Here is a 25,967-nt window from a genome sequence, read left to right as displayed (position 1 = left end):
CTTCTTGCTTATCAAGGTATCTCTCGTATTCTTCTGTAACTCTGGCTCTTGCAACAAATAGAATAGATAAAGAAACCAGTTAACCTTTCCGTGCCGAGCTTGGCAGGTAATCAATTCCAACTTGGATTAGTCGTACGCTTGTGGCTATGAGCCATTGGTTCCTTGATTGAGCCGTTATCGATGACATAGATATCAAATGCCGTAGAAGTAGTTACCCAGTAGCAACGTCAGAGCATAGCCCACCGAGTAGCACAGCAGCAGCGCTGGTACATACTTGAGGTAGGAGACAAAAGTCAGCTCTTTGACCTTGCTCATGGCGATGATCCCGGCCGCCGAACCTATTACCAGCAGAGAGCCACCAACACCTACTGCGTAGGTCAGGCCGAGCCACTCTGGTGTGGTCAGTTGCGGTGCGGCTTTCAAAAGTGCCGCGGTCAAGGGCACGTTATCCAATACCGCCGAGCCCATACCTGTGACAAAGTTGGAAATGTTGGGGTCGTGACGGGCGTAGACCTGGGCCAGCAGATCCAGCGTTCCTATCTCTTTGAGCATCCCTACCAACAAGAGGATCCCGAGGAAGAACAGCAAGGTGTCGTATTCCACTTGGCGGATATACTCGAGGATCTGCAGCTCTTCTTTGTCGTTACGGGCGGTGTGGCCCACCAGGAACATGATTGACAACCCGGTGAGGAAAGTCAGCACGGGGGGAATGGCAAACAGAATATTCAGTGCCATGGTCATCAATATGGTGGTGAAGAAGATGATGGCTATCAGCACATCCACTGTCTCGTAACTTTGACGAATAGGTGTGGTGGACACCTCGCCCTTGGCATTGAGGGAGAAGAGTATTGCCAGCAACATCACGCTGAACGCCGCCGGCAGCACCAACATCAACAGCTCTGACATATGCACATGGCCGCCGAGGAAGATCATCAGGGTGGTGACGTCACCCGTTATCAGGGAAACCCCTCCTGAGTTGACAGCAAAGATAATCAATACCGCCATCCGGCGACGCATCTGTTTGTCGAGTTTGAAGGTGGTCAGCAGTCCCAGAGAGACCAAGGTAGCGGTGACGTTGTCACAGATGGCCGACAATACCAGGGAAAACAGGGCGACTTGCAGCATCAGCATCCGGGTGCTCACCCGTTGCGGAAACAGCTTCTGCACTAAAATTTGGATCATGCCCTTGGCGTTGAGGTAGGCCACAAAGGTCATGGTCGACATCAAAAACAGCCAGAGCGTCGCGATTTCCAGCAGGTTTTCATTGAGTTGATGCTCTACCAGCTTTTCATGGCCGGGGTCGCCGGCAGACATGAACAGAGCTATCCAGGAGATACAACCGAAAAACAGAGTCGTTTTGGCTTTGTTGAGGTGAGTCACCTCTTCAAAAATGATACTCAGCAGTGCCAACACCGCCAGTATGATAAGAAAGGTATAGAGCATAAATGCAATTCCAACTGCTGATTTTATGTTCGTCTGCCCTGGGGGATGTGGGCAGTTTTTGTGTTGGCCATCAAGGTTCAGTTAATCAAGCTGTGATAGCGCGTGCGAATCAGACCACACTGACATGGATAACGCAACTGTTAACTGGAACACATTTTCTTAGACTTTGTGATAAGCGTCCGTCGACTTTCGGGCTAAGCCAGTGATTTGGTCTGTTTATTTTTTATATCTTGGTATTTTGTACTGATTGGGTTTGTTTGGCAGCGAAACGCGACAGTCGACTCGCGAGCCGGTGGCAAGTTGGCGTGACAGACATGGTGCAGCTTTAATTGACTTGTGAGTATGGCGCTGGGTGGAAAATTTGCAGAAGGGGAATTGAGCAACCTGAGTTCTAGCTGGACGCCAGAGAAATCTACCCGGCGGGAGTGGGCATAAAAAACGGGGCCGTATAGGCCCCGTTTTCAATCCATCTGCGGATTACTTCATGCGTGCCAAGACGCGATCGGCTGCATCCAGAGTCGCTTGCAGCTCTTGCTCGCCGTGAGCCATAGACAGGAAACCTGCTTCAAAGGCGCTTGGTGCCAGGTAAATACCTTCATCCAACATGCCGTGATAGAAGGCGCGGAACTGCTCCATATTGCACTTGGTGACCTGCTCAAAGCCGGTGATCTTCTCTTCATCGGTAAAGAAGAAACCAAACATGCCGCCAACATAGTTGATAGCCATAGGGATACCATGCTTGTCGGCCGCGGCCTTGAAGCCTTCGGCAATACGCTTGGTCTTGGCAGCCAGATCTTCATAGAGACCAGGCTCTGACAGGGCTTCCAGCTGGGCCAGACCTGCGGTCATGGCGATAGGGTTACCTGAAAGTGTACCGGCTTGGTACACAGGGCCGGTCGGGGCAATATACTGCATGACTTCTTTCTTGCCACCGAAGGCACCAACCGGCATACCGCCGCCGATAACTTTACCCAGAGTGGTCAGATCCGGTGTCACCCCATAGTGGCCTTGAGCACCGCTCTTGGAGACGCGGAAGCCTGTCATCACTTCGTCGATGATTAACAGGGCGCCGAACTGATCGCATAGCTCACGCAGTCCTTCAAGGAAACCTGCAACCGGCGGTATACAGTTCATGTTGCCGGCAACCGGCTCAAGTATGATACAGGCGATATCCTGCGGATGCTGGCTGAACAGCTCTTTGACTGAGTCCAGATCGTTATAGACAGCAGTCAGAGTGTGCTTGGCGAAGTCAGCTGGGATCCCAGGGGAGCTGGGCTGACCCAGAGTCAGGGCGCCTGAGCCGGCCTTAACCAGCAGACAGTCGGCATGGCCGTGGTAGCAGCCTTCGAACTTGAGGATTTTGTCTCTGTTGGTGTAACCACGAGCCAAGCGTATGGCGCTCATGGTAGCTTCTGTACCAGAGCTCACCATGCGTACCTGTTCAATGGAAGGCACCATCTCAATGACTTTTTCTGCCATCTGCACTTCCAGTTCGGTAGGTGCGCCGAAAGACAGACCGTTCTCCACCGCCTTGAGAACCGCTTCGCGGATCTTGGGATGGTTGTGACCCAGGATCATAGGCCCCCAGGAACCGACATAGTCGATATAGGCTTTGCCGTCGGCATCATAGATATAGGCACCGTCGGCCTTTTCGATGAAGCGGGGAGAGCCGCCTACACCATTGAAGGCACGTACTGGCGAGTTCACACCGCCGGGGATGGTTTTCTTGGCCTGTTCAAACAGGTCTTCAGAACGGGTCATGTTTAATCCTTAAAGTCAGTGGCCGCTCTTTAGCGATCGGCCTTGCGTGAATACCAGTTAACCGGACACTCGTATTTTTCCAACTGATTGTCCACCCCGAGTGTCAGGGCAAACAGTGCCATGCGGATCAACAAGCCATTGTCGGCCTGACGGAAGATAGCCAGGTTGGGATGGTTGTTAAGATCATTGTCCAGCTCATTGGCCTGCAGCCTGGAGTCCCGAGGCAATGGATGCATGATCACTGTGTTGGACTTACAATTTTTGGTGTATATGGCGCTGTTCAAACGGAACTTGCCACGATACTTATCTGCTTCCTCCTGCGAGGGGAAGCGCTCTTCCTGAATGCGCGTCAGATAGAGTATATCAGCCTGATCTAAATTGCCTTCCAGTTGGTCTGTTATTGTGATCTTATGCCCGGCATTTTCAATGTCGGCGATCACATAGTCAGGCATTGCCAGCTCGGCAGGGGAGATCAGGGTGAAGCTGATGTTCTTGTACATGCACAGTAGACGCGACAGCGAGTGCACAGTGCGGCCGTATTTGAGATCGCCCACCATGGCGATATGCATACCGTCTATGCCTAAGCCTTTGCTGTGCAGCTCTTTCTGTATGGTGAACAGATCCAGCAGTGCCTGGGTTGGATGCTCGTTGGCACCATCGCCGCCGTTAATAACAGGCACCCGGCTGCCTTCGGCAAATTCGCGTACCGAGTAGGACTCGGGGTGGCGCATGGCTATTACGTCCGAGTAGCTGGACAACACCCTGGCGGTATCGTAGAGGGACTCCCCCTTGGACAGCGACGAGGAGGCCATACCGACCGTTTCAGCGACCCGACCGCCAAGCAGGTTGAAGGCGCAGCCGAAGCTGACCCGGGTGCGGGTGCTGGGTTCAAAAAACAGATTGCCGAGAATAGCACCATCCAGCACCTTGGTACGCTTCTCGCGCAGTGCGTATGGGGTCATCTTTTGGGCTACGGTGAAAATGGTTTGAATGGCGTCCAGATCTAACTGGTTTACAGAGAGGATATGTGATCCCTGGAAATGGTTCATCAGCCTTGGTTTCCAATGCAGTTGGGTGTTGACACTGAGGTCTGGACCCATGGGTTATGTAGGGTTTGGCTGAGGCGCAACTATAACAGAAGGCGGCGGTCATGAAAATGACTGATGACTGAAATTACACTTCTCCGGCACGGATTTCCTGCTGCAGGTTAGACCAACTGATCACTCCGACGATATTCTCCGGGTTATCTTGATAGATATAGACTTCACCGGCACGTTTCGGCGCCAGTATTTCATACACCTCGTTGAGGGTGGCCGAGTCGGGTAGCCCCTGGATCCTGTGTTGGGTCAGGCTGGTGTCAGTGTCAAACGAAGGCATCTGCAACTCCAGCATGGCAATCTGGCCTTCGGCATCTCTGGCAAGCACAGGCCTGCCCTGGGCGCGTTTCATTACTTCCAGCAGCAGCTCATCATTGTTGTTGACTATCACTATGCGCCTGTCCATCAGGGCGCGTACCCCGAGTTTCTGTAACCCCAGGTTAACCGGGGCCACTTTATAACCCAGGCCCATGATATCCAACTGACGAAAGAATATGGATTTGGCATTCAGCCCCTGATAGGCGATGAGGTAGGCGGGCACGGCCACTATCATTCCGGGCAGTATGATGGAGGCATCATTGGTCATCTCCAGCAGCGCCACCAGGGCGGCGAGCGGTGCACTGAGGCAAACCCCCATCATGGCGGTCATGCCGATGACGGTATAGAGCCCTGCATAGGGGGCCACCGAGGGAAACAGCAGCGCGGTCGCCTGAGCCAGAATGGCGCCGCCCAAGGCGCCTATACCGTAGAGTGGGCCTATGATCCCACCCGGGATCCCAAGGCCGATAGCGGCAATGGTTGCGATAATCTTGGCCAGCAATACCGCCAGCAAAAACCAGATTGCCGGATTGTCGCTGACCGCAAGTCCTATGGCCATTTCACCGCTGCCCAATGCTTGAGGCAGCACCAGGCCTATCAAAGTGGTGATAACACCCGCCAGTAACAGGCGGATAATCAAGGGCCAGTGTTGGCCGCGCTCGGTCACCTGAATAAGGCTGTGATTGAATAAGGCCGCGGCGACCCCCAGCACTATACCGCCGAGTGCCAGCAGCGGGTACTGATCCAGTGGAATATGGCTGACCTTGATGGCATCAAACTCGTGGATATTACCGAACACCACCTGGCTGGATACGGCGCCGCAGATGGCCGACAGCATGATGGGGAAGAAGTACTGTACCTTGTATTCCCTGAGCACCACTTCGAGGACAAATACCACGGCGGCCAAGGGCGCGTTAAAGGTGGCGGCTATCCCGGCGGCTATGCCGCTGGCGCACATGATGCGTACACTGTTGTCCGGCAGCTTGAATTTTTCCGCCAATACCGAGGCGGTGACCGCCCCCAGATGAATTGCCGGGCCTTCACGACCGACCGAGAAGTTGCTCGCCAGTGCAAACAGCGCCTGAAAAAACTGCCCCGGTGCCGACTGCAGCGGAATTTTGCCGTAATGCAGTTTCACCCTGTGCAGCACATAGGCTATGCCCATCCGCTTGTAGCGTTTGGAGCCGAATTTGGCGACAATCCAGATCAAAAAAGCCCCAAAAAGTGGTAACAGGACTCGCCAGTCACCGATTGAGCCCGTAAAATCCCATTCTTGTGTTTGGGTAAAATGATTGGCCCATTGCAGCAGCAGGCGAAATAGTATGATGACAGCCGAGGCCATCAGCGCAAACAACAGGGCCAGCAGACACAGTTGAATACTGATCCTCGTTTGGGACAGCTTGTCTCTCATCTGGTGGCGCAGATACTTTCGCGCCTCAAGTTTGAACTTTCTGAATCTTGTCTGCACTGCTGCTTTCCGAAGCCTGATGTGAAATCTTAGTACCCAAGATGGAAATTTTTATATAAGGGGCTGTTAGTTAATGGCAAATTATCATCGCTGGCTCGATCGCCTGCAAGTGATGGAGCGAAATATTCGCCCATCCAGTCTGTATTTGTTGCTCTTGGTCATGGTGGCCTTTCTGACTGGACTGCTCAGCTATCACTTTTTTATTCCGCCAGCAGAAGTCAAATTTCAACGAAACGATGGCAAGAGTCAGCGATTGCAGATCGAGTTACAGGAGCAGGCGCAGCAGTTGGCGAGCCGCAATTTGGAGCTGAGCCTGGCCAAGGAAGCCAACGAACAGATGCAGCAGCTGTTCAACAAACAGCATAAAAAGCAGCAGGAGCTGGAACGTGAGTTGGCCTTCTACCGCAGCATCATGGCGCCGGAGTATAATGCCGAAGGGGTGGCTATTCATGGTTTGGAATTGATGCCTTTAGCCACAGCTGGACAGTTTCGCCTCAAATTGGTGCTGACCCAGTTGCAAAAGCGTAAGCAGGCGCTCAAGGGAAGAAGTGAGATACTTCTCATTGGCATGCAAGAGGGCAAGCAAGTCGAACTGAATTTAGCTAAACTGGTGGACACCAAGTTGGCATTTAACTTCAAGTACTTTCAGGTACTGGAAGCGGAATTTACCCTGCCTGAAGGGTTTGAATTACAGCAGATGAAAGCCAAGGTCGTTGTGCCTGCGAGTCGCTGGAGCAAAGGCGCCGAAACCGAGCAAAGTTTCAGCTTGCCTGAGTTGCTTGAGGGCGAAAAAGATCCCGGCATAATACTTGAACAAAATAGTCAGGTAACAGATAATCTGCCACAGCAAACAGATGTAAGAGGTAGTAATGACTGAACAAGCTGAATCAGCTATGCCCATCCAGTTTACCGATGCGGCGGCAACCAAGGTCAAGGCCTTGCTGGAAGAAGAACAGAACAGTGCGCTGAAGCTGCGGGTCTATGTCACGGGCGGCGGCTGCTCAGGTTTTCAGTATGGCTTCACCTTTGACGAAAAAGTGAATGAAGGCGATTTCACTGTGGAAAAACAAGGGGTACAGCTGGTCGTTGATCCCATGAGCCTGCAATACCTCGTTGGCGGTGAAGTGGATTACACCTCAGGGCTGGAAGGTTCGCGTTTTTTCGTCAAAAACCCAAACGCCACCACCACCTGTGGCTGTGGGGCCAGCTTCTCGGTATAACCGAGAATAAAAGCAGCAAAAAGCCGTCCACTGGGACGGCTTTTTTGTGGGCGCAAGGCCGGTTACTGCATCAGGTTGAAGTTCATCTTACGCTTGAAGAAGGCTTTGACCTTGGGGGTAAAGGCTATCCATACCTGCAGCATGCAAAAGCCTATCAGAAAGCTGAAAATGGCCCAGTCCGGTGCCTTGATCTCAAAACCTGTGATTTTGAGTGAGTTAGGCCCAGTAGCTACACTGTCGCCCTGATCCAGAAGATAGGGCAAGAAACTCACCAGCGCGAGTTGCACCAAGGTATAGAGTCGTAGTGCCCATAAGCCGGCTTGATGGCGCGCTAATACCGCCAACACCATGATCAGCGTCAGCAGACAAAAGATAACGCCTTGACCGGCAATCAGACCACTGACCGCGGCAGCGATATAAAGTAGCATCAGCAGCAGTAGGCGTTTGGGAATGGCGTAGCTTTCTGTGGCGGTTTGGCTCATCTCGCGGTGCTCCTTGTGCGCTATTGAATCATGTTCTATTGAATCATGCTCCATCGACTCAGTGACGCGTCTTGGGCGCCAGTCGCTGCTCCAGCTCATGTGGCGGGATCACTACGCCGAGATCTTCCAGCATAGGGAAGACGGCAACATAGAGCTCGTCATCTTCCATACCTGGAACCCAGCGCTCCAGCCACTCGGCCAGGCCGATAGACAGCGGTCGGCAATCTTGCCAATCATCCTCGGCCCACAGGGAAGCCGTCTCTTCACTGGGCCAAACTGGAATACAGTCTTCATCATCCGTGGTCAGCATCACGCAGCCGTCATTGTCTTGTAATACCCACAGCTCTTTATGTTCTTTTACCTGCTCTACCAGAAAGTCGTAGCGGCCTTCCGGTGTCATACCGGCGAACTGGGCCTGGGTTTGTTTCTTGCTCATGGTGACATCTCATCTCGGTGGCCACGGCACTGCGCCCGGCCAAAAATTGACGGCATGTTAACATTGCTTGCAGGCAAGAAAAAGCGCCCCGCAGGGCGCAATGGCTAATTCCTGTTTTTCAGCTTTGCCTGGTTGAAGCCAATCTTTTCTCAGGCGGCGGGGAAACGGGCACCGAGCACGGCTTCGCGGCTGGCGCCGGTTACCGCCGGCAGGTTCGCCGGTAAGCCTTGATGGTGGCGCAGCGCCAGCCAGGCAAACGCTATGCCTTCCACCCACTTGGGATCAATACCCAAAGCCGAGGTAGTGGCTATGCTGTGCTTTGGTAACTGGGCCCCGAGGCGTTTCATCAATACGCCATTGAGCGCGCCGCCACCACAGACATAGATTTCGCCATCCGGGCTCAGCTTGGCTATGTCTCTGGCAATGCTGTGACAGGTGAGATCCAAGAGTGTCGATTGAATATCTTCTTCCGGCAGATGGCTGAACAGCGCCAGTTGTTGATCCAACCAGGCGTTGTTGAATAGCTCTCTGCCCGTGCTCTTGGGATAATCCAGTGAGAAATAGGGGTGTGATAACAACTGCGCCAGAAACTCCGCCGAGCTGTTGCCGCTTTCGGCCCACTGACCGTCTTCATCAAATGGCAGTTGTCTTATCTGCTGGCTCCAGGCGTCTATCAGGGTGTTTCCCGGGCCGGTATCAAAGCCAAGGATCTCCCGGTTATCGGCGGGCAGGAAAGTGATGTTGGCGATGCCGCCGATATTGAGAATGAAGCGATTTATACCTGGGTGTGAGAATATCTGCTGGTGGAATGCCGGCACCAAGGGAGCACCCTGGCCACCGAGGGCGACATCCTTACGGCGAAAGTCGGCGATAACATCTATACCGGTTTCGGCGGCGATTGTGTTGGGGTCGCCAATTTGCAGGGTAAAGCCCACTTCCAGGTTGGGCATGTGGCGTACTGTCTGGCCGTGGCTGCCGATAGCACAGATCTGTTCTTTACTCACCCCAGTCTTGGCCAGCAGTTGCTTGACCGCGGCTGCAAACACCTTACCCACAGTGCGATCCAGCCGTCCCAAACGGTTAATTTCATCTGTATCCGGTTGGCACAGACGCTGCAACCCCTTGAACAAATGAGTGGGCAACGGCTCTGTATGTTGGCCAAGCAGCTTAGGTTGACCACTGCTGAAGTCCACTAATACGGCATCAACGCCGTCCATGCTGGTGCCGGACATCAGCCCAATAAAGTATCCTGAATTCATCTATGCTGTCCCTGTTATTGCATCGCAACCTGAACTTGTTTGTTGCGCAGCAGAGTGGCCATCAATTGGCTACTGAGTTGTTGGAACGCGACACGTTCGCGCTTGGCTATCGCTTCGGCCTTGGGGAGATCCACAGTGCGCGGGTTTCTGTGTACACCGTTGACGATAAACTCATAGTGCAAATGGGCGCCAGTTACCCTTCCTGTGCGGCCAAGAGTACCTATGATCTGTCCCTGTTTGACGCTTTCACCTTGTTTAACCTTACGCTTGTTAAGGTGTAAGTATTTGGTGGTATAGGTTTCGTTGTGTTTGATAAACACATAGTTGCCGTTGTATTGGTTGTAACCTGCCTTGATGACCCGGCCGCTGCCGGCCGCTTTGATGGGAGTGCCTATAGCGGCAACATAATCCACTCCGCGGTGAGCCTTCACCTGACCGGTAACAGGGTGCAGGCGGCGGGGATTGAAGTTGGAACTCACATACTTGAAGTCAACCGGAGAGCGCAGGAATGCTTTGCGCATGCTGCGGCCTTCCTCGGAATAGTAGTTGCCATCCTTATACCTTACCGCGGTGTAGCGCTCGCCCTGGTTGATAAATTCGGCCGCCAATATGTTGCCGTTACGTAGAAACTCACCATCGGCATATTCTTCTTCGTACATGAGGGCAAAGCTGTCGCCTTCGCGGATATCCAGGGCAAAGTCGACGTCCCAGCCGAATATGGTGGCCAGCTGCATAATCTGCGCCGGTGTCAGTCCGGCTTCGACTCCGGCATTCCAGAAGTTGCTCTTGATGCTGGCGCGGGCAAACTTATCCCGGGTCTCAACGGTTTTTACCGCCAGTTCTTCTTGATAACTCTTGCCCTGTTTGCGGACTATCAGAGTAGAGATGGCATCGAGGCGGTATCTGAGCTCTTGCAATTCGCCATCGGCGTTTTTACCTATGGCGACTTCGTCACCAGGCATGATTTTCAGCAGGTTTTTTTTCGCCAGCGGCAACTGGGTAATGTCGTGAACTTCTCTGGCAGTAAGTGAGGCGCGACTGAAGAGCGCCGCCAGGGTATCGCCACTCTTTATCTCGAAATGTTCAAGCTCGGCTATCGCCGGACTGGTTTGCTCCGGAACTGTCAGAGCGGCTTTAGCCTGTTGATTGAGTTTCTCTGTCAACGCCTCGGCGGCGGCTTCTGATTCTGGATCTTGCCCGCTTTCAACCACTTGCTGGGCCGTAGGTGAAGTGGGGGTACGAAAGGCCAGAGGCACTTGGTAACGAACATGGGTTTCCGGAACGGCGCTGTTTTTCGATGCCTCGGCTTCGTCAGAGGGCAGCAACAGGGTTATCAGGGTTATGGTAGTAAAAATACTAAGCAGGATTTGATGCTTTCTGGGCAGCAGTTTGAAGAGAGTTATAAGCTTTGCCATCGACCCGGATACCAATTTCTTAATTCTTGGGCATATTGCCTTAGTGTACACACTTTCATTTAGGCTGGCTAACAAGTAACATAAGTCTCTTTGAATTTGAAGAGCCTAGGGAGTTGTTGGCGAGATGGCTGATTTAGCACAAATAATGGCGGAAATTAAACGTGGTACCGACGAGGTTTTGCTCGAAGCAGATCTGCTTGAAAAGCTGAAAGAAGGTCGGCCACTTAAAATCAAGTTGGGTGCTGATCCGACTGCGCCGGACATTCACCTAGGCCATACCGTTATTCTTAACAAACTCAGACTGTTCCAGGACCTGGGACACGAGGTTATCTTCCTTATCGGTGACTTTACCGGTATGGTCGGTGACCCGAGTGGCAAGAACAGTACTCGCCCACCTCTGACCCGTGAGCAGGTATTGGCCAACGCCGAAACCTACAAGGAGCAGGTATTCAAAATTCTGGATCCGGCCAAGACCCGGATTGAGTTCAATTCCAGCTGGTTGGAAGATCTCGGCGCCGCCGGTATGATCCGCCTGGCCTCCCGCCAGACTGTGGCTCGTATGATGGAGCGTGACGATTTCAAGAAGCGCTTTGCCTCAGGTCAATCGATCGCTATCCATGAATTTATGTACCCGCTGCTGCAGGGTTATGACTCAGTGGCATTGAATGCCGATGTAGAACTGGGCGGTACTGATCAGAAGTTCAACCTGCTGATGGGCCGTGAGCTGCAGAAATCCGAAGGCATGAAGCCTCAGGTGGTGATTATGATGCCGCTGCTGGAAGGGCTGGACGGTGTGAAGAAGATGTCAAAGTCTGCCGGAAACTACATAGGTATCAGTGAAGCCCCGGATGAGATGTTCGGTAAGATAATGTCCATTTCCGATGAGCTGATGTGGCGTTACCTGGAGCTGCTGTCTTTCCGTCCGCTGACTGAAATCGAACAGTTTAAGGCCGATGTCGAAGCCGGTGCCAACCCAAGGGATATTAAGATAGCCCTGGCGAAAGAGATTATTGGTCGTTTCCACAGTGAAGAAGCTGCCGAGGCTGCCCATCAAGCCTTTATCAATCGTTTCCAAAAGGGTGTTATGCCGGATGATATTCCCGAGCTGACTCTGGAAGCCGGTGAAGGGTTGGCGATTGCCAATCTGCTGAAAGAAGCCGGTCTGGTTGGCTCCACTTCCGATGCCATGCGGATGATCAAGCAAGGTGCGGTGAAGATGGATGGTGATAAGCTTGAAGACAGCAAGCTGGTACTGAACGCCGGCACTTGCGCGGTATTCCAGGTTGGCAAGCGTAAGTTTGCCAAGGTAACACTGGCCTGAACTCAAGGTACCTAAATTCCAAGGTAGCTAAATTTAAGCATTTGTTTGAGCGCGTAAAATACCAAACCCGGCATTGCCGGGTTTTTTCTTACCTGTATCAGGCTCAGTGGTCGTGAGGCGGGCTACAGTTGTCGGTACCAAAGTAGACCTTGTTCTGGCAGCGCCAACTGAGCACGGCTTTTTCCACTGACCAGTCTCCGGCATTGTTATCGAGCGCCAGAATAAGCAGCATCTGCGGATGTCCTTCCTGGGTGCTGACATTATAGGTTAAGGTCTTGCCGTGAGAGTGGCTGATGCGTACAAACTTAAAGGCTGAGCCAGAATAGTGGCGGCTGATCCCTTCGGGATTGTTACTCCAGGGAGCCTGTTGATGTTGCGCCTGCATCAGCTTTTGATTGAAACGGTTTATAGGTTGTGCGGCGTAGGAAACCACCAGGGGTGGTTCAAACTTTTCTTCGGCATTGAATGCTGCCTGGGCCTGAGTCATCAGAGGGAAGCACAGGGGCAGGACAGCCAGTACGGATAAGCGACTCATCTTTACCTCTCGGATCAGAGTGAACCCTGATCTCGCTGTTGGCACTCAGATGAGTTGGACAGTAAAAAACAGGCCGGGTTCCCGGCGAGCTGGATTACTGAGCCGAGAGTTGATCCACCATGGTCTGATAGTCCATCAGATCCATATGTTCTTTCACCCTGTGGTTGAGTGTATCCAGCTTTAGCGTGGTTACTCCGGGGATGGCGATATCAATAATTTTCCCGGGCTTGCCAAATTGCTCTCCCGGACCCTTATAGTGGTAGTTGCCTATCATCACCACCAGAGAGCCTGAGTTGAACATGTGCTCTATGTTGAATCGATACTCGAGTACGCCGCGGTGTGCCCGCTCCAGAAACTCTATAATATGCCTGCCGCCTGTGTATTTGCGGTTTGCTGTACGGTCGTTGAAGACGCTGTCACGATTGTAAAAGGTCGCCAGCTCATCATAGTCGTGAGTGGTCAGAGCATGGATATAGCGTACGGCCATCTGCTGCTCCGGCGGCATATCGCCGCTGTTGGCCAGCAATGGTGGGCTTAACAATGCCAGGATCAACACCAAATAACGCACAATCAATCTCTCTTGGTCTTTAGGTCAAACGCGGGTAACGACAGGTGCCAACGTATGGCGGCCAGGCGAATTATCAAAGCCGTGAAAAAAGCCAGCATCAGCGCCGCCTCGGCTTCGAATTTTAACTGCAGGCTGCAGGTGTACACCAGACCGCCCAGAATAGATGCTGTGGCGTAGATTTCGGTACGCAACACCATGGGGATCCGGCGGCAAAGCAGATCCCGAATAATGCCTCCTCCCACTCCTGTGATCAAGCCCATGACTACGGCTATCAGGGCGCCAAACTCCAGAGTCAGGGCCTTTTGGGTACCGATAACGGTAAAGAGCGCCAGGCCGACGGCATCGGCTATGGCCAGGCTAGATGGGGGCAAACGCCAGGGGCGGCGTACCAGAATCAAGGTCAGTACCACGGTCAGTAGTATCACGTAGAGATAGTTGTGGTCATGAAGCCAGAATACCGGAGCGCCCAGAATGGTGTCTCTTAGGGTGCCGCCACCTATGGCAGTGACCGCTGCCAGTACCAAAACGCCGAAAGGATCCATCCTGTGCCGGCTGGCAGCCAAAGCGCCGGAAAGGGCGAATACTGCGGTGCCGAACAGATCCAGGCTATAGACCCACAATGTCATTAACCCATCTCTTTGAGATGAATGTTGAGGGCATCGACCGAGATACGGATTTCAATCACCGACAGGATTAAGGAATACAGCAATAACAGCAAACTGGCGCCGAAAATCATCGAGCCTGTAGTGTTAAAGCCAAGATAGATAAAAATCATACACAGCACACACAGGGCGAAGCTGGTGACACCTGCCTCCTGCATGCGGCGGATGATAACGATGCGGCGGCGCAGGTTTTTCAGTTGTTCGGCGGCAACGGGTTTATCGCCGCCACTCAAGGTGCGAATTAGCGCGGCCAGTGAGAAAAATCTATTGGTATAAGCCAGCAGCAGCAGGGAAATGGCCGGAAACAGCAATGCCGGGGTCGTCAAAGAGATATGCATATTGTCCAGCACGGCAGTCTTCTCAGTGTCAAGCGGGGAATGAAGGCATTATAAGGAGAAATTGAATAATTTAAAGCGTTTGTGAATAACGTAACAAAACCCAAATCAGAGGTAACAAGATCACAAAAGCAAACCAGATGGTGAAGGTGCGAAAGGTCAGCGCAATCGCTTTGGGTATGGTCTTGTGATCCGCTATGGGCCCCGGGCCGATTTTCTCCACCTGTACCTTGATGCCGGAATATTTTTGCGGTCCGCCAAGCTCTGTCATCAGTACAAATGCTGCCATGGTTGCCACCTGGAAATTAGAGCCGATAGGAAAGCGGCTATGGGGTGTGTGCCAAAGCAGTTTTAATGTCTGGGGACCACCTTGAATCGCCAGGGTAAAACGCCACAGCTGCGCCGGAATATACAGTAACACTTGATTGACCAGAAAAACGGGGCGACCGAAGAAACGGTATTGTGGATCCAGACACCACCAGCTCTGTTCCAATTGTTTGAGCATTCTCACCAGCAGCACCATGGGCGCGCCGGCGAGACAGAAGAAAAACACCACGGTAACAGTGCCGTGAATGGGAGTGGTCACCAGCTTTTCTATAGTGGCCTTGGCTATGCCAGCCTCGGACAGTTCGGCGGTGTCGCGGGCAACCCAGGGGGCGAGCAACTCTCTGGCGGCCGGTTTGTCTCCCCGCCTGAGGGCTTGGTATATCTCTTCGGCTTCCTGAATAAAACAGGCGTCGTTGAGACACAGATAGAGGATCAAAAACTCAAAGAACCAGGGGAATGCAGCCAGTTCCAGCAGAAAGGTGATGATTAACCAAAATGGCAGTACCAGCAGTAAAATAGCCAGTGAACCGGCAATCAGCTGCTGCTTTTTGTCTCTGTCGCCCCGTTTGACCTTGGCTGCCAGTGACCTGGCAAGATGGCTCAACCAGGCCAGGGGTTGAAACGCCTGGGGCAGCGGCGCCAAACGTGCCAGTAACAAGGCCAAAAACAGCACCAGAAACCCCTGTATGAGGGGGCCATCTAAGGCCAGCAGCTGCTCGCAAAAGGGCAGACTCATGGGCTCTGGTGCTCCTTAAATTAAAGGTGATGCAGCATGCCTATGACCATCAGGGCCGAGTGGTGCCCCGCCTTGACCAGATAGGCATCAAAGTCGACCGGAGAGTCGTTGTTGGCATTATCGGACAGAGAGCGGATCACCACAAAGGGCACGCCGAACTGATGACATACCTGAGCAATGGCGGCGCCTTCCATTTCGCAGGCGGCCATGGTGGGGAAATGTTTTAACATGACGGCAGTGCGCTCGGGATCGCAAATAAAGCTGTCACCTGTGCAGATAAGGCCTTCAATGGCTTTGACCTCTCCCAAACCTGCGATGGCCTGTTGGGCTGCCAGCATCAACTTGGGATCCGGGATAAAGGCCGCCGGCTGCTGTGCCATCTGGCCCATCTCATAGCCAAAGGCGGTGACATCGACATCGTGGTAGCGGACTTCATCGGAGATCACTATATCACCTATCTGCAGCGCATCGACAAACCCACCGGCCGAGCCGGTATTGATGACTGCATCCGGGGCGAACTTTTCAATCAACAGACTGGTCGCTATGCTGGCGGCAACCTTGCCTATGCCGGAGCGGGTAACTATGACTTCTTTGCCAACCAGAGTGCCGCTGACAAATTCAATGCCGGCAACCTTGCTGTGCTGTGGGTTTTCCAAAGAGGCAATCAGGTGAGCAACTTCCGGCTCCATGGCGCCGATAATACCGATTTTCATGGCTTAACCTTCTTTAAATGTCTTGAGTGAGCCTGAGGGCGGCTTAATATAGCACAAGCCTAGGATGGTGCGAACAAGTCAGCTGCTTGCGACTTGTAGGGACGACAAGTCCAAGGCAGTCGCAAGCGTGTTATTTGAAGTGTGGCGGTTGGATGAAAAAAAAGCGCACCCGGGAGGTGGGTTCCCGTATGCGCTCAAAGTGTTGAGTTGTCAGCTGAGGAAATTGAGGATCCCAAGCGCCGCATCGCGCCCTTCGGCGATGGCGGTGACCACCAGATCTGAACCCCTGACCATATCACCACCGGCAAACACTTTGGGATTGCTGGTCTGGAATGGATTGGCCGCTTCTTTTTCAGCTTTTACCCGGCCCCATTGATCCAGGGCGATATCAAACTCGGCAAACCAGGGCGCCGGGCTGGGTTGAAAACCGAAGGCGACAATCACGGCGTCAGCCTCCAGCAACTGATCGCTGCCCGGGATGGGCTCTGGACGCCGGCGACCGCTGGCATCGGCGTTGCCAAGCGCGGTTTCAACAAATTCGACTCCCTTGACCTTGCCATCGTCTGTGGCAATCGCCACCGGCTGGCGGTTGAACAGAAACTCGACTCCTTCTTCGCGGGCATTTTGCACCTCACGGCGCGAACCCGGCATATTATCTTCGTCACGGCGATAGGCACAGATAACCGACTCGGCGCCTTGGCGCACCGCCGTGCGCACACAGTCCATGGCGGTATCACCGCCGCCGAGCACTACCACCTTCTTGCCCTTGAGGTCGATGTAGGGCTGCGCCGGATCGGCTTGCCCCATCAACTCACGGGTGTTGGCAATCAGGTAGGGCAGGGCTTGAATAACCCCTTCAGCTTCTTCACCGGGCAGGCCCGCCTGCATGGCGTTATAGGTCCCCATGCCGAGGAACACGGCATCGAAGTTGGTCAGCAGCTCGGCAAAGGAAATATCTTGGCCTACAGTTACGCCGAGGCGGAACTCTATCCCCATGCCTTCCATCACGCTGCGGCGGGTAGCCATCACGGACTTGTCGAGCTTAAAGGCGGGAATGCCATAGGTCAGCAGGCCGCCTATCTGAGGATATTTGTCAAAGACTACAGCCTTGACCCCGTTGCGGGCCAGGATATCGGCGCAGCCAAGACCGGCCGGCCCCGCGCCTATGATGGCGACCCGCTCGCTTCTGGGCGTTACCTGGCTCATGTCAGGGCGCCAGCCCTGGGCGATGGCGGTATCCGTGATGTACTTTTCCACATTGCCTATGGTGACGGCGCCGAAGTCATCATTCAGGGTACAGGCACCTTCACAGAGCCTGTCCTGCGGGCAGACTCGGCCGCAGACCTCCGGCAGGGTATTGGTTTCATGCACCAGGTCTGCCGCTTCCAGGATACGTCCCTGTTTGGCCAGCTTGAGCCAGTTGGGGATATAGTTGTGCAGCGGGCACTTCCACTCGCAGTAAGGGTTACCACAGTCCAGGCAGCGATCGGCCTGCTGGTCGACCTGCGCCTGGGCAAAGGGTTGGTAAATCTCAATAAACTCAGTCTTGCGGCGTGCGATAGCCTGCTTGCTCGGGTCGATACGACCCACTTCGATAAACTGAAAATCGTTACTCATGCTCGCTTACCCCGCTTTTACGGCCAGTTCCGGGCTCGGTTGTTCCAGTTTGAGCAGATCCGAAACCTGAATATTCTTGGGCTTGACCAGGACAAAACAGTCGAGCCAGTTGTCAAACTCACTGAGAATGGCACTGGCGTGTTCACTGCCGGTCTCGGCCACATGTTGCTCTATCAGCCCTTTGAGGTGCTGTTGATGAATGGGCATCTCCAGCTTGAGGGTATCGACCAGTTCGGTATTGACCCTACGGCTAAAGCGGCCGAATTGGTCGAACACATAGGCAAAACCGCCAGTCATACCGGCGCCGAAGTTAACGCCCGTGGTCCCCAGCACCACTACTATACCGCCTGTCATATATTCACAGCCGTTGTCACCGACCCCTTCAACTACCGCCAATGCCCCAGAGTTCCTGACCGCGAAGCGCTCACCGGCCCGTCCCGCCGCAAACAGTTTGCCGCCGGTGGCACCATAGAGGCAGGTATTACCGACAATGGCGCTGCGCTCGGATTGGAAGGCGCTGCCGAGCGGTGGATAGATGGCTATCTTGCCGCCGGACATACCTTTACCCACATAGTCGTTGGCGTCGCCGCACAGTGACAGCTCGAGTCCTGGGCTGTTCCAGACCCCGAAACTCTGACCGGCGCTACCGTTGAAGCTGAGTCTTATCGGCTTGGGACAGCCTTTTACGCCCCTGGTTGCCGCGATATGGCCCGAAAGCGCGGCGCCTACCGAGCGGTCGGTATTATTGATGGGGAAGCAGATATCGAAGCCTTCGCCCTTGGTGGCACGCTCGGCGCACTTGGCCAGCAGTTCCTGGTTCAGGTTGCCGGGATCTGCCGGCGTATTGATCTCTTTCCAGGTCAGACTGGTGCTTGGCAATACTTCGGGTTTGAACAGGATAGGGCTCAGATCCAGTCCCTGCTGCTTGGCGGTCTGGCCTTCGATGGCCTGCAGCCAATCGCTGCGCCCTACCAATTGTTCAAACTCGCTGACCCCCAGCTTGGCCATCCATTCACGCACCTCTTCGGCGACAAACTCAAAGTAGGTCATTACTCGCTCGGGCAAGCCATGATAGTGCTTGTCTCTCAAGGTCTTGTCCTGGGTGGCAACGCCGGTGGCACAGTTGTTTAGGTGACAGATACGCAGGTATTTGCAGCCGAGCGCTATCATGGGCACAGTGCCAAAGCCGAAACTCTCGGCACCCAGTAAGGCCGCCTTGATAACATCTGTGCCAGTCTTGAGACCACCATCCACCTGCAGGCGTATTTTATGTCGCAGACCATTGGCCACCAGAGACTGGTGAACTTCGGCAAGGCCCAGCTCCCAAGGGCTACCGGCATACTTGACCGATGTCAGCGGGCTGGCACCTGTGCCGCCATCATAGCCGGAAACGGTAATCATATCGGCATAGGCCTTGGCGACTCCTGTGGCTATGGTGCCAACGCCCGGCTCAGAGACCAGCTTGACCGAGATAAGCGCCTTGGGGTTTATCTGCTTGAGATCGAAGATCAGCTGCGCCAAATCCTCAATAGAGTAGATATCGTGGTGCGGCGGCGGTGATATCAGCGTTACACCCGGGCGGGCATGCCTGAGGCCGGCGATTTCAACACTGACCTTATGACCGGGCAGCTGACCGCCTTCACCGGGCTTGGCGCCCTGGGCGACCTTGATCTGCAGCACTTCGGCGTTAATTAAATAATGGGCGGTTACCCCAAAGCGGCCAGAGGCTATCTGCTTGATGGCCGAATTGCGTTCGCTGTTGAATCTGCGGGCATCTTCACCGCCTTCGCCCGAGTTTGAGCGGCCGCCGAGACGGTTCATGGCGATGGCCAGCGCTTCGTGAGCTTCCGGGCTCAGGGCGCCGATACTCATGGCGGCGCTGTCGAATCTGGGGAAGAGAGTTTTGGCCGCCTCTACATCTTCGAGCGCTATGCTTTCGCGCTGCTGTTTGATGCTCAGCAGATCTCTCAAGGTGGCGACCGGCCTTTGGTCTACCAACTCGGCAAACCGTTTGTAGAGCGGGTAATCCACCTCTTTCAGAGCCCGTTGTAAGGTATTGACCACATCCGGGTTGAAGCAGTGGTATTCGCCGCCCTCAACGTACTTGAGCAAACCGCCCTGCGGCAGCGGCACATGGGGGCGGAAGGCCGCCTGACTCAGCAGTTGCTGATCGGCTTCTATGCCATCGAAGCCCACACCCTGAATACGGCTGACCACGCCGTTGAAGCATTGTTTAATCACCTCGTCGGCCAGGCCTATGGCCTCAAATTGCTGGCTGCAGCGATAGGAGGCGACTGTGCTGATCCCCATCTTGGACATGATCTTGCGCAGCCCCTTCTCAATGCCGTAGCGGAAGTTGAGCATCAGATTGACGATATCCTCGGCCTGATGGCGCTTGGCGAGTTCGGCAATGGACTCGTACACCAGATAGGGGTAAATGGCCGTAGCGCCAAAGCCCAGCAGTACCGCGAAATGGTGCGGATCCCGGGCCGAGGCTGTTTCCACTATGATGTTGGTGTCACAGCGCAGGCTCTTGTTCACCAGCATCTGCTGCACTGAACCTACCGCCATGGCGGCCGGAATGACCAGGGTGTCTTTGCTGACGGCGCGATCCGAGAGCACTATCAGGGTGGTGCCGGTGCGTGCCAGGCGTTCGGCTTCATCAGTGATCCGTTTGATTGCCTGACTCAGGCCTTCGGAGGCCGGATAGTTAAGGTCAACCTTGTTGGCACGGTAATAGGTGCTGTCCAGACTCAGCAACTGGTTGAAGTCACTGAACAACAAGATAGGTGAGTTGAACATCACCCGATAGGCGTGTCCCGTGGTTTCGTTAAACAGGTTCTGCTCGCGGCCGATACAGGTGGCCAGCGACATCACATGTTTCTCCCGCAGCGGATCGATTGGCGGGTTGGTGACCTGGGCAAATTTTTGCCGGAAATAGTCATACAGCGAGCGCTGTTTCTTCGACAGTACCGCCATCGGGGTGTCGTCGCCCATGGAGCCGGTGGCTTCTTCGCCTTTGCTGGCCAGTACCCAGATCACTTGCTCAAGCTCTTCACGGCTGTAGCCGAACAGCTTCTGGTACTGCAGCAAAGTGCCCTGGTTGAATTCACTGACGCCCTGATCCTGCGGCGACAACTGCTCTGCCGGTACCAGAGTCTGGCTGTTTTTCGCCATCCACTCCTTATAGGGGTGACGACGTTTAAGATCGTTATCGATTTCGAATGACTGATAAAGACGACCGCTGAGGGTGTCGAGTACCAGAAGTTCACCCGGGCCGACCCGGCCTTTTTCAATCACTTCATCCGGGCCATAGTCCCAGATACCCACTTCCGAGGCCAGGGTGAGAATTCTGTCTTTGGTGATCACATAGCGCGATGGCCGCAGCCCGTTGCGATCAACCGCGCAGGCGGCGTGGCGACCGTTGGTCATGACTATCCCGGCCGGGCCATCCCAAGGCTCCATATGCATAGAGTTAAAGTCATAGAAGGCCTTGAGCTCTTCATCCATCTCGGGGTTACTCTGCCATGCAGGCGGGATAAGCAAACGCATGGCGCGGTACAGGTCCATGCCGCCGGCCAGCAGCATCTCCAGCATATTGTCCAGTGATGACGAGTCTGAGCCGGTTTCATTGACAAACGGGGCGGCCTGCTGCAAGTCAGGCAGCAGCGGTGAGTTGAACTTGTAGGCCCGCGCCCTAGCCCATTGACGGTTACCTGTGATGGTATTGATCTCGCCATTGTGGGCCAGAAAACGGAACGGCTGTGCCAGTGGCCACTTGGGTGAGGTGTTGGTCGAGAAGCGCTGGTGGAACAGGCAGATAGAGCTTTGCAGCCTAATATCGGCCAGATCCGGATAAAAGGCCGGCAGATCGGCCGGCATCATCAAACCTTTGTAGACAATGACCTGGCCGGAGAGGCTGGCGACATAAAAGTCTTTATCCTGGCTTAATTGCTGCTCGAGACGGCGGCGAGCCATATAGAGGCGCCGCTCCAGATCTTTTTCTCGCCAGCCAATGGGAGCATTGATGAGCACTTGCCAAATTTGCGGCAAGCTGGACTTGCCTATCTCGCCGAGCACTTGCGGATTGACCGGAACCGGGCGCCAGCCGGCAATACTCAGGGTTTCTTTCTCCAGTTCCCGTTCGAGCAATATTCTGGCTTCGGCGGCCAGGGTTTCATCCTGGTTTAAAAACAGCATACCAACGGCGAACTTACGGCTGAGATGCCAGCCCTGTTCGGCCGCAATGGCTTCAAAGAATCCTGTGGGCATTTGCATCAGCAAACCGCAACCGTCGCCAGTGCGTCCGTCAGCTGCAATACCACCACGATGTTTCATGCGGTCGAGGCCATGGATTGCCGAGCGAACAATGCGATGGCTGGCTTCGCCATCCATTTGGGCTATTAATCCAAAACCACAGTTATCCCGCTCGAAACTGGGATGATACAAGCTCATACAAAACCTCCCTTAACATCACTATTACTACTCGGGAGAGAGTACCAAACTCTATAGATATGCACCCGAACCATTCAAATTATCCTGAGACTTGCTAAAGGTCAAACCTAAATATTGCATATATTTGATGAATTTTGGGGTGTTTCATACGGAATCTTCAATTGCATTACGTTAACGTAAACTGAGGATTGCGCTGTATAACACTATGAATGAAAAGAAAATCTACTTTGCCCCTGTTTTCTGTTCACCTAATTTTAACAAGCGGCCTCGAATTATCCTTAAAGAAGAAAAACTGATTTCCGGTCTCGCTGGCGTTTACATTAAAAATTTGCATTAAATGATTAAATATTCACAAAAGTGTGATCTGGGAGCGGTTTGCGCTCAAGCGGTTTGATCATAGATCACTGGCAAAAGTAGCAGCCATTTGTGACATAAATTGACCTGGAGCAGAGTAGTCCCAAATTGGAGTCGTTAGACTGGCGACTTTTTTGAGAGAAGCAAATGGGACTGGACGATTTTGTCACTACCTTTGGTCAATACTGCCGGCAACAATTTGGTCAACGGTTACAAAAGCTGACTCTGGATGCACGTTTTACCTGTCCCAATCGCGACGGAACTCTGGGACGCGGTGGTTGCACTTTCTGTAATGTTGCCTCTTTCAGTCATGAACATGGAACCGACTTGTCGATTGCGGCTCAGCTTGAGGCCGGCAAACAGAAGATGAGGGCAAAGGCTTCGCGGTTTTTGGCTTACTTCCAGGCCTATACCAGTACTTATGAAGAGTATGCCGAGTTGAAGCGCAAATACGATGAGGCACTGCAGAGCGAACAAGTGGTGGGTTTGTGTGTCGGTACCCGCCCGGATTGCGTACCGGACAGGGTGCTGGATCTGTTGGCGCAATATCAACAAAACGGCAGTGAAGTTTGGTTGGAACTGGGTTTACAGACAGCTCACGACGCCACGCTGAAAAGAATTAACCGTGGTCATGACTTTGCCGCTTACCAGGATGCTGTATGCCGCGCCCGCAGTCGCGGACTCAAGGTATGTACTCATCTGATCCTCGGACTGCCGGGAGAAGGGCTGATTGAACATCAACAAACGCTGGAAGCAGTGTTAAACACAGGTGTCGATGGCCTTAAATTACATCCCCTTCATATAGTAGTCGGCAGTACCATGGCCAAGGCCTGGGAAGCAGGCAGGTTGCAGCCACCGACACTGGACGAATATGTTACCAGTGCGGCGCAACTGATCCGTCACACGCCAAAAGAGATAGTGTTTCATCGGGTGACCGCTTATGCCAGCCGTCCCGTGTTGCTGGCGCCGGATTGGTGCGCTCAGCGCTGGATAGGCTTGGTAGCACTGGTGGATGAGTTGGCGGCTAAGGGCGGGCAAGGTTCTAGTTTAATCAATTTAAATCAATAGCCTATAAATCATTGTATCTATTGTGCCCGGATTTTGTATCGCCAATGTTAAATCCGGGAAAGTTTTGTCTTGTTTAGCGCCTATAAGTTGCACCGGTAATTTTAGCGGGTATGATGTGGTAAATCTGACACATTTGAGGAGCGCCTTCATGGCCACAACTGAACTGGATACTATCTTAGATCTCAATACCCTGGAGCAGTACTGTAGTGCTATTGGTGCCGGCACCTTACTCAAGAGTGTGGTGTTATTTGAACAGTTGTTGCCTGAATACGTCGCGAATTTGCAAAAGGCCGAAGCGGCCGGAGATAAAGATACCCTGTGCGCTGAGGCCCACAAGTTCAAAGGTGCTGCCGGCTCTGTGGGATTAAAGCGGATCCAGCAAACTGCACAGCAACTGCAACACGGTGAAGAAGCCGCTTGGGAAGCCGGGCATAAAGAGTGGCTGGCGGTTATTGTTGAACATGCCGGTGCAGATCTGCAGCAACTCAAGTCTTTCCTCGAAGCCAAAGCATAAATTAGCCTTGGGTGCCGGAGAGAAGCTCCGGCGCAGTCAAGGTATTAAGAAACTTCCGTTACTACCCCCTTTTTTTTTACCTGAACCTTAGCCGTCAAGGCTTGGGTTCTCTGCTATTTCCGCTTCAGTGATAGATATCTTGGGGGATGATTTATCGCCTCGGTCACACTCCTGATGTGATACTGCTGCTCGACAGACTTTTTGTGTTAGATTAGATAGAACTTTCTAATGCATTACTCAATTGGTAATCGACAAAATGAAACACTTACCCAGTTTGAAAAATCTCTATTATCTGGTGAACCTGCATCAGGAACAGAACTTCAACCGGGCAGCCAAGGTGTGCCATGTTAGCCAATCGACGCTGTCCAGCGGGATCCAAAATCTGGAAGAACAGTTGGGTTATCAGCTGATTGAACGGGATCATAAGTCTTTTATGTTTACCGCTATCGGTGAAGAAGTAGTACAGCGTTCGTTGAAAATTCTGACCGATGTCGATGACTTGGTGGAATTGGTGAAAAACCAGGGTGCGCCTATGACTGGAGAGATCCGACTTGGCTGTATTCCCACCATTGCCCCGTTCCTGCTGAGCCGTGTAGTTAAGCAGTGCCAGAAGACCTATCCGGATCTGAGTTTGCTGCTCAAAGAGGACACCACAGAGCGTTTGTTGACAGCTTTGGGTAAGGGCGAGTTGGATCTGTTGTTGTTGGCTCTGCCTGCTGATACTTCCGGCTATCACAGCATGAAAGTGGGTATAGATCCCTTCAAGATGGTGGTGCACAAGGACTTATCTGCCGATATTCATGAGCCGGTGGACTATCAGGCGCTGCCGGATGAGAGTATTTTTCTGTTGCAGAGTGAGCACTGCATAACCGGTCATGCCATCAGTGCCTGCCAACTGGGTGACAGCGCCAAGGTCAACCCTTTTGCGGCCACCAGTTTGCACACTCTGGTACAGATGGTGAACAGTAAATTGGGCACGACTTTCCTGCCGCAGATGGCAATAGATGCCGGGATATTGAAAGACACAGATCTGGCGGTGATGAGCCCTCCAGGGGAGGCTCCATATCGTGAGATAGGTCTGGTATGGCGTCAGACTACCAGCCGGATCCTGACTTTCAGAACTTTGGGGCTGGAGATCCAGCAGCTGCTTCAGCAGCAGGTATATTGAAAGCTCAAGAACGGTAGTTACACCGATTCAAAACTGGAGCTTGACGCTGTCTCAGTTGTTCATCCATTTTGAAGAGCGACAGGAAACCTACATTGCGCTGTGATTTTTAACGTGACACAGAATTTTGAAAACCCTCTTTCGAATATAATCCGTAAAGCATGTTACTTGACGATGAGCTTCATCTTTACCATCAATATAGCGTTGTGAAAACAAACTAGGGACGATTCCCAAAGTCATCTTACCTGATGGACATACTTATTATTGTAAGAGTAAGACTCCCTTCAACTATTCACCTAACTTCCTTTTATAACTCCTTATTGCACATTGTTTTTAAATTGATGGTTTTAGTTGTGGGTGATGGATAGGTGTTTTATTTGGTTTTTGTTTGGTGTGTTTGTTGGTTTTTTGAGGGCGGTTTGTTTTGGGTGTTGACTTTTTGCCTGTTGTTGTGTTGGATGGTCATTGATAATGATTGTACAAGTGGAATGACTTTAAACATGGAGTGTTTGTCATTATGCGTTGGCTCCCCCGTTTTATTTTGCTGGTTTCTTTCGCAGTTCTAACAATATCAACAGTGCACGCATCATCCACTGCCCCTTTAAGTGGCGCTTTTCGGGGAGGGTGTTCAAAATTCTGTGTCACGTTAAAAATCACAGATCGATGTGAGCATCCAGTCGTCCTTCAAAATGGATGGA

22 protein-coding genes are annotated in these 25,967 nt (G+C 53.0%); 6 read left to right on the top strand and 16 right to left on the bottom strand.

The features are described 5' to 3' along the window. Nucleotides 1–192 precede the first annotated feature (192 nt). The 4 genes from nhaD to CX650_RS02440 all read right to left on the bottom strand — a co-directional run bounded on the left by nhaD (nucleotide 193) and on the right by CX650_RS02440 (nucleotide 6,030). Nucleotides 193–1,443: a sodium:proton antiporter NhaD gene (gene nhaD / locus CX650_RS02455; RefSeq protein ID WP_039033667.1), complete on the bottom strand. Its 1,251-nt coding sequence runs from the start codon at nucleotides 1,441–1,443 to the stop codon at nucleotides 193–195. Between the two features lie 477 nt (nucleotides 1,444–1,920). Then, a complete protein-coding gene (hemL, locus tag CX650_RS02450; protein WP_039033668.1) occupies nucleotides 1,921–3,204 on the bottom strand; it encodes a glutamate-1-semialdehyde 2,1-aminomutase in 1,284 nt (427 codons plus the stop codon). 29 nt (nucleotides 3,205–3,233) lie between these two features. Beyond that, the gene (locus CX650_RS02445; protein WP_101094927.1) at nucleotides 3,234–4,253 is read right to left on the bottom strand and encodes an aspartate carbamoyltransferase; all 1,020 of its coding nucleotides are present in this window, start codon (nucleotides 4,251–4,253) and stop codon (nucleotides 3,234–3,236) included. Nucleotides 4,254–4,377: 124 nt separating this feature from the next. After that, nucleotides 4,378–6,030, bottom strand: a complete 1,653-nt coding sequence (locus CX650_RS02440) for a chloride channel protein (protein ID WP_082014254.1) — start codon at nucleotides 6,028–6,030, stop codon at nucleotides 4,378–4,380. 130 nt (nucleotides 6,031–6,160) lie between these two features. Here CX650_RS02440 and CX650_RS02435 point away from each other — a divergent pair, with 130 nt between their 5' ends. After that, entirely contained in the window at nucleotides 6,161–6,964 is an 804-nt protein-coding gene (locus CX650_RS02435) for a DUF6776 family protein (protein ID WP_039033671.1), read from the top strand. Continuing rightward, nucleotides 6,957–7,307, top strand: a complete 351-nt coding sequence (gene erpA / locus CX650_RS02430; RefSeq protein ID WP_025010525.1) for an iron-sulfur cluster insertion protein ErpA — start codon at nucleotides 6,957–6,959, stop codon at nucleotides 7,305–7,307. Before CX650_RS02435 ends, erpA begins: the two co-directional genes overlap by 8 nt. A 62-nt stretch (nucleotides 7,308–7,369) precedes the next feature. On the opposite strand, the gene CX650_RS02425 is transcribed toward erpA, so the two are convergent. The 4 genes from CX650_RS02425 to CX650_RS02410 all read right to left on the bottom strand — a co-directional run bounded on the left by CX650_RS02425 (nucleotide 7,370) and on the right by CX650_RS02410 (nucleotide 10,899). Further along, the gene (locus CX650_RS02425) at nucleotides 7,370–7,789 is read right to left on the bottom strand and encodes a hypothetical protein (RefSeq protein ID WP_101094926.1); all 420 of its coding nucleotides are present in this window, start codon (nucleotides 7,787–7,789) and stop codon (nucleotides 7,370–7,372) included. 58 nt (nucleotides 7,790–7,847) lie between these two features. Then, nucleotides 7,848–8,225, bottom strand: a complete 378-nt coding sequence (locus tag CX650_RS02420; protein ID WP_039033673.1) for a DUF2750 domain-containing protein — start codon at nucleotides 8,223–8,225, stop codon at nucleotides 7,848–7,850. A gap of 149 nt (nucleotides 8,226–8,374) precedes the next feature. Next, a complete protein-coding gene (locus CX650_RS02415) occupies nucleotides 8,375–9,484 on the bottom strand; it encodes an anhydro-N-acetylmuramic acid kinase (protein WP_039033674.1) in 1,110 nt (369 codons plus the stop codon). A 14-nt stretch (nucleotides 9,485–9,498) separates the two neighbouring features. After that, nucleotides 9,499–10,899, bottom strand: a complete 1,401-nt coding sequence (locus CX650_RS02410) for a peptidoglycan DD-metalloendopeptidase family protein (protein ID WP_101094925.1) — start codon at nucleotides 10,897–10,899, stop codon at nucleotides 9,499–9,501. Nucleotides 10,900–11,023: 124 nt separating this feature from the next. Between CX650_RS02410 and tyrS the strand changes: the two genes are divergently transcribed. Beyond that, nucleotides 11,024–12,220, top strand: coding sequence for a tyrosine--tRNA ligase (tyrS, locus tag CX650_RS02405; protein WP_101094924.1), 1,197 nt, complete (start codon nucleotides 11,024–11,026; stop codon nucleotides 12,218–12,220). A gap of 103 nt (nucleotides 12,221–12,323) precedes the next feature. On the opposite strand, the gene CX650_RS02400 is transcribed toward tyrS, so the two are convergent. From CX650_RS02400 to gltB, 8 genes are all read right to left on the bottom strand, one after another. Continuing rightward, complete coding sequence (locus CX650_RS02400; protein ID WP_039033677.1) at nucleotides 12,324–12,755, bottom strand: hypothetical protein; 432 nt, start codon at nucleotides 12,753–12,755, stop codon at nucleotides 12,324–12,326. 94 nt (nucleotides 12,756–12,849) lie between these two features. Next, nucleotides 12,850–13,323, bottom strand: a complete 474-nt coding sequence (locus CX650_RS02395) for a nuclear transport factor 2 family protein (RefSeq protein WP_373296856.1) — start codon at nucleotides 13,321–13,323, stop codon at nucleotides 12,850–12,852. A gap of 2 nt (nucleotides 13,324–13,325) precedes the next feature. Beyond that, entirely contained in the window at nucleotides 13,326–13,949 is a 624-nt protein-coding gene (locus tag CX650_RS02390) for a trimeric intracellular cation channel family protein (RefSeq protein ID WP_101094923.1), read from the bottom strand. Next, on the bottom strand, nucleotides 13,949–14,323 hold the full coding sequence (locus CX650_RS02385) for a DUF2721 domain-containing protein (RefSeq protein WP_039033703.1): 375 nt from the start codon (nucleotides 14,321–14,323) through the stop codon (nucleotides 13,949–13,951). Before CX650_RS02385 ends, CX650_RS02390 begins: the two co-directional genes overlap by 1 nt. Before the next feature lie 70 nt (nucleotides 14,324–14,393). Then, nucleotides 14,394–15,383: a cobalamin biosynthesis protein CobD/CbiB gene (locus tag CX650_RS02380; RefSeq protein WP_101094922.1), complete on the bottom strand. Its 990-nt coding sequence runs from the start codon at nucleotides 15,381–15,383 to the stop codon at nucleotides 14,394–14,396. Between the two features lie 20 nt (nucleotides 15,384–15,403). After that, entirely contained in the window at nucleotides 15,404–16,096 is a 693-nt protein-coding gene (locus CX650_RS02375) for a 5'-methylthioadenosine/adenosylhomocysteine nucleosidase (protein WP_101094921.1), read from the bottom strand. Nucleotides 16,097–16,306: 210 nt separating this feature from the next. Next, nucleotides 16,307–17,713 carry an FAD-dependent oxidoreductase gene (locus tag CX650_RS02370; RefSeq protein WP_101094920.1) on the bottom strand — a complete coding sequence of 469 codons (1,407 nt, stop codon included), beginning with the start codon at nucleotides 17,711–17,713 and terminating at the stop codon, nucleotides 16,307–16,309. Nucleotides 17,714–17,719: 6 nt separating this feature from the next. After that, entirely contained in the window at nucleotides 17,720–22,168 is a 4,449-nt protein-coding gene (gene gltB / locus CX650_RS02365) for a glutamate synthase large subunit (protein WP_101094919.1), read from the bottom strand. A 501-nt stretch (nucleotides 22,169–22,669) separates the two neighbouring features. Between gltB and mnmL the strand changes: the two genes are divergently transcribed. The 3 genes from mnmL to oxyR all read left to right on the top strand — a co-directional run bounded on the left by mnmL (nucleotide 22,670) and on the right by oxyR (nucleotide 25,272). Continuing rightward, complete coding sequence (mnmL, locus tag CX650_RS02360) at nucleotides 22,670–23,590, top strand: tRNA modification radical SAM protein MnmL/YtqA (RefSeq protein ID WP_039033705.1); 921 nt, start codon at nucleotides 22,670–22,672, stop codon at nucleotides 23,588–23,590. A 148-nt stretch (nucleotides 23,591–23,738) separates the two neighbouring features. Then, on the top strand, nucleotides 23,739–24,104 hold the full coding sequence (locus CX650_RS02355; RefSeq protein WP_039033706.1) for an Hpt domain-containing protein: 366 nt from the start codon (nucleotides 23,739–23,741) through the stop codon (nucleotides 24,102–24,104). Between the two features lie 256 nt (nucleotides 24,105–24,360). Next, nucleotides 24,361–25,272, top strand: coding sequence for a hydrogen peroxide-inducible genes transcriptional activator OxyR (gene oxyR / locus CX650_RS02350; RefSeq protein ID WP_101094918.1), 912 nt, complete (start codon nucleotides 24,361–24,363; stop codon nucleotides 25,270–25,272). Nucleotides 25,273–25,967 lie beyond the last annotated feature (695 nt).

Source organism: Shewanella indica (assembly GCF_002836975.1).
Classification (GTDB): domain Bacteria; phylum Pseudomonadota; class Gammaproteobacteria; order Enterobacterales; family Shewanellaceae; genus Shewanella; species Shewanella indica.
This window is presented reverse-complemented; position numbering and strand designations above follow the sequence as displayed.